This window comes from Streptomyces sp. NPDC015130 (assembly GCF_043080005.1).
GTDB lineage: Bacteria > Actinomycetota > Actinomycetes > Streptomycetales > Streptomycetaceae > Streptomyces.
Map to the genome: position 1 here is coordinate 254,978 of NZ_JBIBVC010000004.1, position 12,661 is coordinate 267,638.

Sequence of the window (12,661 nt, forward strand, 5' to 3'; positions counted from 1 at the left end):
GGCATTGATGCGTGCGTGTGTACCGCCGGTCGATTCCGGGCCGGTACGGGTACGGGTACGGGTCAGACGGCGGACGCGGCTTGGCCGGCCAGCGCGCCCGGTGTGCACCCGGCAAGGGCCAGTACGTCGCGATGGAGGTGAGACTGGTCGGCGTACCCGCAGGCCAGGGCGACGTCGCCGGCGCTCTCGCCCGCGCGGAGGGCACGGGCCGCGTGGTCGAAGCGGACCAGCATGGCCGCCCGCTTGGGGGTGAGGCCGATCTGGGCGGTGAACCTGGACCGGAGCCGCTTGCGGCTCCATCCGAAGGACGCCGCGAGGTCGTCGACCCGTACCCGGCCGCGACGGGCCACGATGGTGTCCCAGGCGGCGGCGACCTCGGGCGACATCGAAGGCGCCCCCGCTGCCCGTTTCACCAGGAACTCGTCCGTCAGCGCGAGGCGCCGCTGCCATGTCCCGGCCTCGGACAGCTGCTCGCGGAGGCGCCGCTCGTCCCGGCCCCACACGTCCTCGAGTCCGGTGATCGACCCGTCCAGTTCGTGCGGGGGGACACCCAGCAGCGCGTAGGAGGCCCGAGGCGACAACAGCACTTCGACGCACTCGACCTGCTCGCCACGGATGCGGGCCCGGCCCGGCGACAACGAGGCGACGAGACTCCTCATGGGGCGGCGCCCTTCGGCACTCTCCACTGTGACCGGGCTGCTCCCGAGCCCGAGGACGACGACCACAGCGGGCTGGGGGACCACCCGCATGTCCAGCCCGGCGTCGACACGGTCACGGAATCCGGCCATCCGGACGCCGTCGAGGGACGTGCCGCCGAAGGGTCGGGCGACCTCCCAGCCGTGCTCGGTCCGGCGATCTGCGGGATGGCGATCTGCGGGGGTGACTCCTGCTTCGTGTCCGTGCATGCCTCTACCGTCGCCGACTTCAACGGCCCTGTCTTGTACGAAAGTTCCGCGTGGGCCCCTCCATCGGCCCAGACCGTCTTCGCGCCCCCGCGCCCGGCGCCGCTGCACCCGCGACACGGCCGGGACGCATCCCGTCCACGCAACCCATGACGACGGATCGACGTCAAGCTTCATGACGGACGGATGCCGATCACCCCGGGAGGGCACGTGGCGACGAGGGACCAGACGGCGGAAGCGGCGCAGGAGAAGGACCGAGAGCGGTGGATGGCGCGTTTCCAGGTGCGACTGGCCATGCGGCCAGGCGTGGACCGGGCGGTCGTGCTCCAGGCGGTCGAGTACGTCACGACGCACTGCGCGGAGACGGGAGAGCACCCGCGTACTGCCTTCGGCGACCCGGACGCCTACGCCGCGCAGGTCGCCGAACTGTTGGTGCCGCAGGACCGGGCGGCGCGCGCGAGGCGCCGCGACGGACGGCTGGACGCGCTCGACTCCGTACTCAAGAAGGCCAGGGAGGCCATGGGACTCTGAACGGCGTGAGCGAGTGGGCCTGCCCACGTGCCCCCCGAACTCACGGCATGAGCGGCTCCGGTTCGCACCATCGGACCCAGTAGTCCACGCCGTCGGCCCGGTAGCGGGCCCCGCCGCCGTAGCGCCACTCGGCAACCAGCAACTTCGCGTGCGCCGGTGCTTTCCGGTGCGGCGCGAGCAGTGCCGTGAGCTCGTCGTATCGGGGGTCGACCCCTCCATGACCAGGATGGCGATCGCTCGCGACCAGCTGTTGTTCGTTCCAGATCTCCGCCACGCGCGCAGGCTACCGGTGGCCGGCACCTCCGAGCTGCGGGGCATGGCCGTGAGTACCCAGGACGTCTCCATGTATGGGCGCTTCAGGCGATGAGCCGCGTCCCACGGTCCAGTGATCTTCCACGGCACCGACCATGCGGCCTGACGTCACGTGAGGGTCGAGATCCTCACTCGCAGAGCAAGGGCCGACCGCGTTGATCAACTGCTGGGGCGATCCAACTCCCATCTCGTCATCACCGCACGGGACGGTTCAGGAGCGCTCCTCGGACTGGCCCGGACCGTCTCCGACGAAGAGCACATCTGCTACGTCCAGGACGTCGTGGTCAACCCGGCGCACCACCGGCAGGGCGTCGGCCGGGCCCTGGTCGAACACCTCGTGCGACGCTACTCGCACTGCCGCTTCCTCCTCCTCTCCACGGACCACGAGTCGTCACCGGAGGGCAAGCGGAACCACGCGTTCTACCGCAGCCTGGGCTTCCTCTCCTACGAGGACAAGCAGATGGCGGGCTTCGGACTGCCCAGGAACCGCCCTGACCTACGTGACATGACGCCGCCGCAGTAGGAGCCGGCCCGCTGACGAAGCCGCACCCGGTCACGACCTCGCCCGGGTGCGGGCGAAGGCCGCCGAACGCCAGGCCGGTCTGAGTCCCGACGTGCCGGCTCCTGACAGCCTCGGGTGGTGGAGTTCCTCCGCCCGGTCGCCGTAGAGCATGGTCACGTTGATGCGGAGGTTCTCGTAGCCGGGGCGGAAGCGGACCGCGTCCGAGGCGTGGAAGAGGTCGGAGTTGAAGATCACCGCCCGGTTCCGCCGGTAGGGGATGGTGATGCTGCGGGCCCCGCGGCTGCGGAGGAAGGGGCGGATCAGGTCCTGGCGGCCGTTGTAGCTGTCGAAGCCCCAGGACAGCGGGGCGTCCACGTCGTGCACCACCAGACCGCCCGAGTGCTCGTCGGTGTTCGCGGCGTCCGGAGTGATCCAGAAGTTGACGTTGACGGCGGCGAAGTCCGCGTGCGTGGTGACGTCCGCCGGTACGTCGGGACCGCACTTGAAGCCCCAGATCTGGCGCAACGGGTACCGGTCGCCGATGAGCCGTGGCAGGGCCGCCCGCAGCTCCTCGGCGATCTGGGTCAGCAGGGGGCACACGAATCCGTCCTGCATGAGCGAGCCCAGGCGGCCGTGGTCGTAGCGGTTGCCGAACCAGACCGTCGACTCCAGGCAGAACCGGTACAGCTCCTCCAGCGCCTCCTCGCCGAGGAAGTCGTCCACGGTCACCACTCCGGGTGCGTTCGTCACGTACTCCTCCTCGACCGTGGCGGGATCCCAGCGGCCGGACAGGGCACGTGCGACGCGCGGGGTGTCCCGGACGTGCAGCAGACGGTTGTACGTGGGCGCGATGCCCCGGTTGGCGTCGGTGTCGAGGGGCTCACGTGTCCCGGGGCCGGCGTCGGCCAGCCGGTCGTGCACCGACCGGTAGTCCTCGACGACTCGGTCGTACTCCTCACCCAGTACGCCCAGCTCCCGCAGGTGCCGCATCTGGTCGATGTCGTGGCGGAGTTTGGGCACGCTCAGCGGTACGGCCGATCGTACGGCCGGATCGGAGGAACCCCAGCGCAGGCGGGCGAAGAGCAGCGCGCAGCCCTCGGCGAGGAGGAAGTCGCGGCGTTCCAGGGCCACCGTGATCGCTTCGGGCAGCCACTCCTCTTCGTCGGCACCCGCGCCTTCGCCCGTGCGCACGCCGGTGCCGGGGGCCTCGCCCGCACCCGGTTCGGCGCACCACGGCAGTGCCTCCTCCCACCGGCCCGAGGCCGCCAGGAGGAGCACCAACTCGCGGCGGCCATCCCGGTCCTGAGGGTCGGCCCGCAGGGCGGCGCGAAGAGCGCGCGCCGCCTTCTCCGTACCGCCGGACGCGGTGGTCGCCCTGACCCGGGCGACCACCGGACCGGCGTCCCACGACGAGCCTGACCCTGACGCGTCCGCCCGTGACGCGTCCGCCCGCGTCGCCTGATCCCGTGTGGTCCAGGTCATCCGTGCCGGCCGAGTCATCCGAGCCCGAGCGCGCCCCGCGCCCGGAGCTCCACCGCGTACCGGGCGAGCGCGTCGAGGGTCACCGTGGCGTACGGCGGCGCGAAGTCCGTGCCGATGGCGTGGGCTTCCTCGACCTGTGTGGTCCGGATCCACGTGGTCCAGGTGATGGAGGTCAGCGGCGTGATGCCCCGCGGCTCGATCCCGACGCCCTCCCGGGACTCCCCGGGAGCGCCCGCCGGCTGTCCGCTCCCGGGGCCGCAGAGCGTGTGTGCGGCATGGAGGTTGACGAAGTAGTGCAGCAGGTCCTCGGTGAGACCGTGGATGCCGGTCTCCGCAGCGGATGCCTCCAGCAGGGCGGCGACGACGTCGTGACCGTCGTGGCTCACCGTCGCCCGGCAGAAGTCGGTGAGGAACTCGGCGGCGGTGGGCACCCGGTCGGTGTAGCCGTGCACGTAGTCCTGGAACCACTGCAGCAGCTTGGGGTTGGCGAAGACGGCGTACACGAGCCGGTCGCTGAAGACGGCTTGCTGCGACGACACGGGCGGGACGTCGAGGTATTCCGTCAGGATCCGGGTCGGCCCGGTGACGAACTGCTCACGCAGCAGGAAGTCCGTCTCCATGGCCTGGAACAGGGCGTCGATGCGCCGTACGTTCGCGGCGCGGGACATCATCGCGGACCGCTGCCCGTTCCACGCCCTCACCGGCCCCGGCCCCGCTCCCGGACCTGACGCCGACGTCGGTGCCGGCGCCGGGGACGGCTCCTTCGTCGGCGTGCCGTCCAAGGCGTTCTCCAGAGTGTTCTCCACGGTGTTCTCCTGATGTCTTGTCGATCGGTCGGAAGTCTTCGGAGGGCGGGTCGGGTACGGCAGAGGTGTCCGGTTCGCCGTCGTCCGGACCGTGGAGGCTGCCCCATGCCATCCACTGCTCCGGGGCGGCGCTCACGCACCGGTCCAGCCACGTGCCGTAGCTGTCGAGGGCAGCGTCGACGTCGGCGGGCAGCCGGTCGCCGACGCGAGGGGTGATGCGGCCCTGGATCTCCGGGGCCGCGACGGCCCGCGTCTCCAGGTTCCGCCGGGCCGCCAGGGCGAGCAGTCCGGTCGGTACGTCGAGCCGGCCGCCGAGCACCGACAGGGTGCGTACGTGGCGGGTGCCCGGGTAGCAGGTGTCCAGGTTCGCGACCATGACGGCATCCGATCCGAGCCAGCGGCGGATGTCGGCGGACCCCAGGCGGGTGAGCAGCAGGGGCTCTCCCCGGTGCAGCCGTTGCGCGTACATCTGTCGTACGAGGGGGTTGCGGTCGTGGACGATCGGCAGGGCGGGCCGTCCCGTGGCCTCCTCCACGAGCAGCGGCACCATCAGCGCGTGCCCGAGCTGGGTGGTCACGACAAGGCGGGTCGTGCGCGCGTGCGCGCCCACCTCCGCGACGGCTTCGTCCCATCCGGCGAGGACCTCGCGCGGTCCGTGCCGCAGGATGTCGTGCAGATGCAGGTAGTACCCGGCCAGCCGGTCCACCATGGCGATGAACGGATCGGAGGGGTGGTGCCACCGCGCCGCGTACCGCGCGCCGTGGCACCGGAGGAAGAGCTTGACGTCGTCCCCGATCGTCTCGGCGAGCAGCCGTACGGCGTACCGGTGCCGGGCCCCTTCGCCGTACCGGGGCGGTGGATGCGCGGCCAGTGCCCGCAGCATGGCGACGTCCCAGTCGGAGCCGGCGATGCGGATGCTCATCGCGGGGGCGCGGCGGACAGGCCGGCTGCCCCGGCCGCCGCCCGGGACTTCGCCCGCTCGTAGTAGGCGCGCAGGACCGAACCGGGACGGGACACGTCCTCAAGTACACGTGGGAAGAGAGCGAGGCGGGTGGTGCATTCGAGCTCGTCGACCGAGTACAGGGAGCCGTTGTTGATGAGGGCGCGTGCCGGGCAGGTGCCCGCGCACTGGTGCAGCCAGGGACAGGAGGCGCAGGGTGCGTCGTCGAGGAGCCACCGTTCCCGGTCGCGCAGGGCGGCCGCCGACGGGGTGCTGCGGCTGCGTACGGTCAGCGACGTTCCGGCGATGGGCAGGGCGGTACGTCCGGGAGGGGGCGACACCGCGGCCCTGGGCAGCAGCTGGAACGCCGGGTGGTAGCTGCAGTCGCAGGCGCGGACGGAGCCCACGGCGTCGAGGACCAGCAGGTCGTCCGAGGCGCCGCAGGGCATCTTCATGCACATGTTGGGGCGTTCGACGGTGAGGAACGGTTCGATCAGCTGGACCAGGTTGGTGAGGTAGGGGGGTTCGAGGTCGCCGTCGAGGATCCGGCCGAGTCGGGTGCCGAGGAAGTCGGCGAACGTCTGCCGGAACTGACGGGTCTCGGGCTTGTCGCCGGAGCGCCCTTCCGCGTCGGCGGGCAGCATCTTCCAGCTGTGCACCCCCATGCTCCGGAAGAACTGCCAGACGCGGTCGAGTTCGTCCGGTGTGGTGTCGGTGCCCACGACGCTGATGTAGCCGACCTCGTGGCGCATGAACTCGGGGAAGCGGTCGAAGTTCTCGGCGATCCGCGCGAACGTCCCGCGACCGCGGTGGTCGACGCGGTGCCGGTCGTTGATGTCCTGCGGCCCGTCGAGGGAGACGCCGACCGCGAACGCGTGCCGCCGCAGGAACGCGACGACGTCGTCGGTGAAGTGCCGGCCGTTGGTCTGGACGGTGAAGTGCACGGTCGCCCCCACCTCGGCGGCGCGCAGTTCGGCGAACTCCACGAGCTCGCGGATCTGGCCGAACCGCAGCAGGGGTTCACCGCCGTGGAACATCAGCGTCAGCGCGCGCCCGGGTACCAGGCACTCGGTGATGAGCCGACGGGCCACCTCGGCCGGCATGCGGCCGGGCCAGCGTTCGCTGTCGTAGTCGTAGCAGTAGTCGCAAGCGATGTCGCAGGCACCGGTGAGCTTCAGCAGCAGGGCGGTGGGCGGTTCGGTGCCGACGGCCTCGGCGTGTGCGCCGCCCGGGGCGACGGCGCCGTCGGGAGCGGTGGCGGGAGCCGTGGCGGTGGCGGGAGTGGTGGCGCGCGGTGCCGGTACGGCCCGGACCCCGGTGCGTCCGCCGACGAAGACCAGGCCCGCTTCGTAGAGGGCCCGCAGGGTGCCGACGGCGTCGGGGAACCCCGGCCAGGCGGTGAACGCGGCGACGCTGGTGCCGTCCAGGGAGTCCAGCAGGGGATACAGGGCGGCCGGCAGCCGGAGCCAGCCCGGTCGGCCGTGCGGCAGCAGGAGGAGCTCGTCGTCCCCCACCGGGATGCGGTAGTGCCGGGCGACCCGGATCGGCTCGCCGCCGTCCAGGTCCTCCCAGCGGGGGAGGGGAGCGATGCTGTACTTCATCGCGGCGTCAGCAGCAGGTGGTCTTGGACCAGGAGGACGGCAGCAGCGCGTCCTCGTCCGCACCGTCCACCTGACGGACGTCGAAGCGGCCGAAGCGGTCGACGTCGAACCCGCTGTTCCTCAGGTAGTCGTGGATCTCCGGGCTGACCCGTGACGTGAAAGGAACGTCGTCGCCGCCGAACAGGGCGCGGTTGTCCGCCGCGATCGCCTCCAGGTCCACGCCGTGGGTACGCAGATAGGCGCGGGCCCGTTCCGAGAGCCGGCAGTCCCCGAACAGGGCGGTCGCCACGTCCTCGGTCAGCTCGGCGGCCCCGGCGATGTCCTGAGCGCTGCTTCCCGGGAGCTTGATGTTGATCTCCAGCGCGTCGGAGGGCCGTTCCTTGCCGTCCTCGCCGTCGTAGGCGCCGTACGTGAACGTCATGAGGGCGCAGCCGCCGGAGGTGAGGTCGATGTCGTGCCGCCGGCAGACCTCGGCGAGCTTCTCGCTCGGGACGAACTCCACGGCGCCCGGGGACGGGCAGATGCCGAGGGGCTCGCGTGCGGCGAGCGTGGCGAGGTGGTTGAAGTCGACGCCGTGCTCCGCCAGTACGCCGCTCAGTTCGGGCCTGACGCGTTCGTTGCCGAAGAGGAACCGGGCGAGGGACTGCTCGAAGCGGGCGCGCTGCCCGTCGGGCACGTCCACGGGGACGAGGACCTCGATCTGGACGACAGGGACGTTCGTGATCTTCTGCGTGGACATCTGCTGTGCTCCGTTCTCTGGGGACTCATGAGGGAGGAGTCTGCGTGGGTACGGCGGTCAGCGCCGCGAGGGCCGCGGCGACCTCGGCCACGGGCGGCGCCGCGCCGTCCCGGGGAGGCAGCACCTGGGCTCCGGCGGCCCGAAGGCGCCCGACGTTGTGCCGGACGAGGTCGCCGTTCCACATGCGGGGGTGCATCGACGGCACGACGAGAGTGGGCAGCCCCGTCGCGCACAGGTAGGTGGTGGAGGCCAGGTCGGTGGCGAGCCCTCCGGCGACCCGCCCGAGGAATCCGGCCGAGGCCGGATAGACCAGCAGCCGCCGGGCGACGTCCGTGAGCCAGACGTGCATGGGCCGGAGCCCGGGCCCGACCGTCTCGTCCGTCAGCACCGGGCAGCGGCCGAGATGGCGTACCGCCGCCGGAGTCACGAACCGCCGTGCCGCCTCGGTGAGGACCACGATCGTGGGCCCCGGAAGCGCCGCCTGCAGTTCGTACAGGAGGCCGCCGACGTTGACCGCGGCGACCGATCCCGTACCGATGACGAGGGTCAGCCCCTCACGACGGGCCGTCTCGCCGAACGCCTCGGTGAGTCCGTACGCGGAAGGCGATCCGGTGTCGTCGAACATCCTGGTCTCCGGATGAGGAGGGTTCCTTCGGCGCCCCGCGGGACAGGTGTGGGAGCGCCGTCGGCTTCATCGATACCAGGAGCGGACCGGCCCGCCGGGGAACAGGCGCACGACTCCCGGCACTCCATCCCAACAGCGGTCCGACATGTGGGCGACGGCAGCCGGAACACCCGGGACCGGACACGGCAGCCCAGCTCAGGAGGGCGGCGACCTCGGCCGACGCCCACCGCTTCACCGGAAGCCGGCATCGCCCTTCGGGATCACGCGCAACACGCCCTAGTCGTCCGTGCCCCCGTTCGGGCACGATGATCCGGTCGTGACCGACGGGCCGTGGAGACGGCCGGGGGGCCGCTGTTCGACAACCGGGGGGTAGTCATGGGCAGGTTCAGAAGGGGCAGGTCGACCATCGAGGTGGACGCCCAACGGCGGGTACGGCGTAGTGCGTTGCTCTTCACGGTGCCGATCGTGCTGCTCGTCCTGCTGACGGCGGTGCTCGGCTGGGAGGTCGCCCGGGCCAACCAGACGGAGGCGGCGCGGGCCGCGTGGCCGTGGCGGCTGGAGCTGCTCGACATGGAGCCCCTCGGTAGCCTCCTCGCGGTCGCGGTCGGCGCGGTCCTCGCCAGGGCCCAGTACGCCCGCACGGTACGGCCCGCGCTGGGCTGGCGCGGCGACTGGACCACCGGGCACCTGCGGGGCGGCGTACCCGAGTGGCAGGTCGGGCTGCTCAACGGAGGCTCCCACACCGTGGTGATCGAGGCCTACGAGTGCCGGGTCGTCCTGCGCGGCGAGGACCCGCGGCACTCCGCACGGTGGACCGGTGTCGAGGGCGTCGCGGAGGTGCTGACCGGGGCCGGGCTCACCGTCGGAGAAGACTTCCAGCTGGTCACCATGGGGAACTTTCCCCTGGTGGGCACCGGGTCCTACGAGACGACGATGCTCGGTGCCTTCTCCCGGCGTTTCGTCGACGAGGTCGAGGCACTCCACATAAGAGTCCGCGTCGGCGATGTCGTCGGGGACAGCCACGAGCGGATCCTCGACGCCCTGAAGGGCGCCCGCTCGACCTCGTATCAGCGCCCGGCACCCTGACGCTCCAGCCAGCGCAGCACGTCCGGCAGTGCCAGCTGGGCGGCGAAGTGACCGGCGTCCGGTACGAGGACGGGCTCGGCGCCGGGGATCCGGCAGGCGAGCCAACGGGTGTGGTCCACGGGCGAGAAGGCGTCGTCGAGGCCGTGCCACAGCAGCACGGGCGGAACGACGGAGGAGACGTCGAAGCCCCACGGCCGGACGAAGGCCAGACAGTCGTCGAGCCAGCCGTGGTGCGAGACCCGCAGAGCCTCCCGGTAGGTGCGCAGCAGCACGGTACGCACCCGGGGATCCTCGACGACCGGCAGGTCATGAGGGGAGAGACCGGCACGCAGGTCGTCGAGGAGGCGCACCGGGTCGCGCCGGACGACGACGGCCCGGTCGGTCAGATCCCGCTCGAGTCCACCGGGGTCCCGGCCGTCCAGATGGGCGCGGGCCAGACCGTACTCGCGCACGTTGAACGGCGTCATGCCCGCGTACCAGTCCAGGCCGCCCGCGTCCGGCGGGGCGAGTCCGACGAGTACGGCCGCCGCCCGGACCCGCTCCGGCAGCAGCGCCGCGCACGCGAGCGCGTGCGGCCCCCCGCCTGACCGGCCGACCACCGCGAACCGCTCGACGCCGAAGGCATCGGCGACGGCCGCCGCGTCCCGGGCCGCATCCGCGACCGTGCGCCCCGCGGAGCGCCCCGACTCCCCGTAACCAGGACGGTCGTACGCGAGAAACCGGAAGCCCGGGTACTCCGCCACGGTCCCCGGCAGCAAGGTACCGAGTCGGCTGCCGGGCGTCCCATGGAAGAGAAGCACCGGAATCCCCGAAAGGCTGCCCCACTCCTCAGCCACCAGCACCCGACCGTCATCGGTACGCACGAGGTGTCCCATGAGAAAGAGCCTAGGCCGGGGGAGTCCCCGGCCGGAGAGCGCCGTTCGGCATCCACCGAACCGCGTCCGGGCCGTGGTTTCCTTCACGCTACGAGCACCGCACGCACGGCGCGATCGTGCGACGCCACCAGAACGGAAGATGTCTGTGCCCCAGGGAAGACACCTGCCGCGACCCGCGCGGCGTCCAGGGCCACGCGCGGGAACCCCACGACACCCCCGCGACCGTCAGAGGCCGGCCGGATGACGACCGAGCCCCCCGCCACCCGTCGGCGGCGGGCCGGACCGGGCACCCACGCCCTGGGCCTGGTGGCCGTGGTGACGGTGGCCGGGGCGCTGCTGGCCGGCCCGCCCGGGCCGGAGGGTGCCACCCGTCGCGATGCCGCGGTACGACCTCCCCACGACGCCCGCATGCCGGCCGGCGCACGGGCGCAGCCGGCCACTCCCACCCCCGGGCCCCGGCTGTTGCGGGCAGAGACCCGAAAGGCGCTCCCTCACGATCCGCGGGCCTTCACCCAGGGCCTGGAGTTCCGCGGCGCCACCCTCTACGAGAGCACCGGCCGGGTCGGCCACTCCTCCGTGCGGGCCGGACCGCCGGGCAGGCCCCCCGCTCGGTACGTCGCACTGCCGGCGCCCTTGTTCGGTGAGGGCATCACGCTGACCGGCTCCAAGCTGTGGCAGCTGACCTGGCGCAACGGCGTCGCCGTCGAGCGCGACCCCACGACCCTCGAGGAACGCCGTCGGGTCGGGTACGAGGGCGAAGGCTGGGGCCTGTGCCACCAGCACCACGCCGGACAGGAACGGCTGGTGATGAGTGACGGCACCGACCGCCTCACCTTCCGCGACCCCGACACCTTCGAGGCGACGGGCGGCATCGACGTACGCCAGGACGGCTCGCCCGCGACACGGCTCAACGAACTGGAGTGCACACCCGACGGCTCCGTCTACGCCAACGTCTACCCGACGAACACGATCCTGCGCATCGACCCGGACACCGGCGCCGTCACCGCGAACATCGACGCCGCCGGGCTCCTGACCGCTTCCGAACGCCGCGGAGCCAAACAACTCAACGGCATCGCCGCCGTCCCCGGAACCGACCGGTTCCTGCTGACCGGCAAACTCTGGCCCCGCATGTTCGAAGTCGTCTTCGTCACGCGATGAGCGCGCCGCGGACACGCGGACACGCGGAAACGCGGACGGGGCCGGCGGCAGACCGCCGGCCCGTCCGTGAGCGCTGCGAGGCAGGCAACGCGGTGGAACGCTTTCGTCTCCTGAAGCGGCTCAGGGCCGGGGCAGCGCGATGTGCGCCTCGGTGGGCGTCTCGGTCGGCGTGTAGCGGGTCGCGGTGGGCGCGGTCGGGGTCAGGTCCCGGTGGATCACCTTGGACACGGCCTGGATGGTGTTCACGCCGTAGGTCATGCTGCTGTTGTTGTCGGTGAGCACGGTGATGGTGTAGTCGTGGCCGGCGCCCTTGAAGGCGCCGATGCTGTGCACGCGCCAGCCGCGGGTGGAGCGCTGCAGCCAGCCGTTCTTGACGTGCTTGGACACGGAGGCGGGCGCGCCGGCCGGGGTTCCCCACCGCTGCGAGGTGATGACGCGGCCCATGAGCTTGAGGATGTACGAGCGGGCGTTGTCGGTCAGGACGTTGTTCCTGGCGGTGATCAGCGAGAGCAGCTTCTGCTCGTCCGTGACGTTGATCCGGGTGAGCCCCCAGTAGCCGCCGGACCCCGGCACCGTCCGCGTCATGCCGGCGGCCGCGAGGAAGCCCTTCACCTTGGCGACGCCGAGCTGGTTCCACAGGGAGCTGGTGGCAGCGTTGTCGGACTTGGTGATCATGGCGGTGGCGAGGTCGGTCTCGCGGGTGGTCAGGTACCGGTTCGACTTCTTGGCGTCCCACAGGAGCGTGGCGAGGACGGTCACCTTCACGATGCTGGCCGAGTCGTACGAGACCGTGGGGCGCAGGGTGCAGGTGGTGTTCGTGGTGCGGTCGCGCACGCCGACTGCGACGGTGCCGGCGCGCGTGGAGAGGGCGGCGGTGATGTCCCTCTGCAGCTTGGCGGCGAGGCCCGCCTTGCCCGACGTGCAGCTGACCCGCGGCGGTGCGGTGGCGGCGGAGGCGGGCGTCGCGCTCGCGACGACGGGCACGAGCACCCCGGCCGCGACCACGGCGGGAAGCACGCGGGCACGCCGGAGTATGTGGTGAGTCATGTGGATCCCCCCTGGAGAAACGAACACGCATACGGCGTGCTCGTCCTATGGGACT

14 protein-coding genes are annotated in these 12,661 nt (G+C 71.7%); 4 read left to right on the forward strand and 10 right to left on the reverse strand.

Translation table 11 applies throughout. The annotated features are described in order from the left end of the window. Positions 1-62: 62 nt before the first annotated feature. Positions 63-905: a helix-turn-helix transcriptional regulator gene (locus ACF08F_RS09775; RefSeq protein WP_392297988.1), complete on the reverse strand. Its 843-nt coding sequence runs from the start codon at positions 903-905 to the stop codon at positions 63-65. A gap of 207 nt (positions 906-1,112) precedes the next feature. On the opposite strand from ACF08F_RS09775, the gene ACF08F_RS09780 reads away from it, so the two are divergent. Next, complete coding sequence (locus tag ACF08F_RS09780) at positions 1,113-1,433, forward strand: hypothetical protein (RefSeq protein ID WP_392297989.1); 321 nt, start codon at positions 1,113-1,115, stop codon at positions 1,431-1,433. 40 nt (positions 1,434-1,473) lie between these two features. Here ACF08F_RS09780 and ACF08F_RS09785 read toward each other — a convergent pair whose 3' ends face one another. Further along, on the reverse strand, positions 1,474-1,707 hold the full coding sequence (locus ACF08F_RS09785) for a hypothetical protein (protein WP_392297990.1): 234 nt from the start codon (positions 1,705-1,707) through the stop codon (positions 1,474-1,476). Positions 1,708-1,857: 150 nt separating this feature from the next. Between ACF08F_RS09785 and ACF08F_RS09790 the strand changes: the two genes are divergently transcribed. Continuing rightward, positions 1,858-2,268, forward strand: coding sequence for a GNAT family N-acetyltransferase (locus ACF08F_RS09790; protein WP_392297991.1), 411 nt, complete (start codon positions 1,858-1,860; stop codon positions 2,266-2,268). 30 nt (positions 2,269-2,298) lie between these two features. Here the strand turns inward: ACF08F_RS09790 and ACF08F_RS09795 are convergent, their stop codons facing one another. From ACF08F_RS09795 to ACF08F_RS09820, 6 genes are all read right to left on the reverse strand, one after another. Continuing rightward, positions 2,299-3,639: a hypothetical protein gene (locus ACF08F_RS09795; RefSeq protein WP_392297992.1), complete on the reverse strand. Its 1,341-nt coding sequence runs from the start codon at positions 3,637-3,639 to the stop codon at positions 2,299-2,301. A 104-nt stretch (positions 3,640-3,743) separates the two neighbouring features. Beyond that, complete coding sequence (locus ACF08F_RS09800; protein WP_392297993.1) at positions 3,744-4,349, reverse strand: hypothetical protein; 606 nt, start codon at positions 4,347-4,349, stop codon at positions 3,744-3,746. Further along, the gene (locus ACF08F_RS09805; RefSeq protein ID WP_392297994.1) at positions 4,324-5,457 is read right to left on the reverse strand and encodes a hypothetical protein; all 1,134 of its coding nucleotides are present in this window, start codon (positions 5,455-5,457) and stop codon (positions 4,324-4,326) included. Before ACF08F_RS09805 ends, ACF08F_RS09800 begins: the two co-directional genes overlap by 26 nt. Next, positions 5,454-7,076 (reverse strand): radical SAM protein, encoded by a 1,623-nt coding sequence (locus ACF08F_RS09810; RefSeq protein WP_392297995.1) that lies wholly within the window; start codon positions 7,074-7,076, stop codon positions 5,454-5,456. Before ACF08F_RS09810 ends, ACF08F_RS09805 begins: the two co-directional genes overlap by 4 nt. A 7-nt stretch (positions 7,077-7,083) precedes the next feature. Continuing rightward, positions 7,084-7,815 carry a hypothetical protein gene (locus tag ACF08F_RS09815; RefSeq protein ID WP_392297996.1) on the reverse strand — a complete coding sequence of 244 codons (732 nt, stop codon included), beginning with the start codon at positions 7,813-7,815 and terminating at the stop codon, positions 7,084-7,086. Between the two features lie 25 nt (positions 7,816-7,840). Beyond that, positions 7,841-8,440 (reverse strand): flavoprotein, encoded by a 600-nt coding sequence (locus ACF08F_RS09820; RefSeq protein WP_392297997.1) that lies wholly within the window; start codon positions 8,438-8,440, stop codon positions 7,841-7,843. A gap of 465 nt (positions 8,441-8,905) precedes the next feature. Between ACF08F_RS09820 and ACF08F_RS09825 the strand changes: the two genes are divergently transcribed. Further along, the gene (locus tag ACF08F_RS09825; protein WP_392297998.1) at positions 8,906-9,526 is read left to right on the forward strand and encodes a hypothetical protein; all 621 of its coding nucleotides are present in this window, start codon (positions 8,906-8,908) and stop codon (positions 9,524-9,526) included. Here the strand turns inward: ACF08F_RS09825 and ACF08F_RS09830 are convergent. Next, on the reverse strand, positions 9,508-10,401 hold the full coding sequence (locus ACF08F_RS09830) for an alpha/beta fold hydrolase (protein ID WP_392297999.1): 894 nt from the start codon (positions 10,399-10,401) through the stop codon (positions 9,508-9,510). The two genes, ACF08F_RS09825 and ACF08F_RS09830, sit on opposite strands and share 19 nt — an antisense overlap. Positions 10,402-10,641: 240 nt before the next feature. Here ACF08F_RS09830 and ACF08F_RS09835 point away from each other — a divergent pair, with 240 nt between their 5' ends. Next, the gene (locus tag ACF08F_RS09835; protein WP_392298000.1) at positions 10,642-11,559 is read left to right on the forward strand and encodes a glutaminyl-peptide cyclotransferase; all 918 of its coding nucleotides are present in this window, start codon (positions 10,642-10,644) and stop codon (positions 11,557-11,559) included. Positions 11,560-11,679: 120 nt separating this feature from the next. Here the strand turns inward: ACF08F_RS09835 and ACF08F_RS09840 are convergent, their stop codons facing one another. After that, positions 11,680-12,606 carry a serine hydrolase gene (locus tag ACF08F_RS09840; RefSeq protein ID WP_392298001.1) on the reverse strand — a complete coding sequence of 309 codons (927 nt, stop codon included), beginning with the start codon at positions 12,604-12,606 and terminating at the stop codon, positions 11,680-11,682. Between the last annotated feature and the right edge of the window lie 55 nt (positions 12,607-12,661).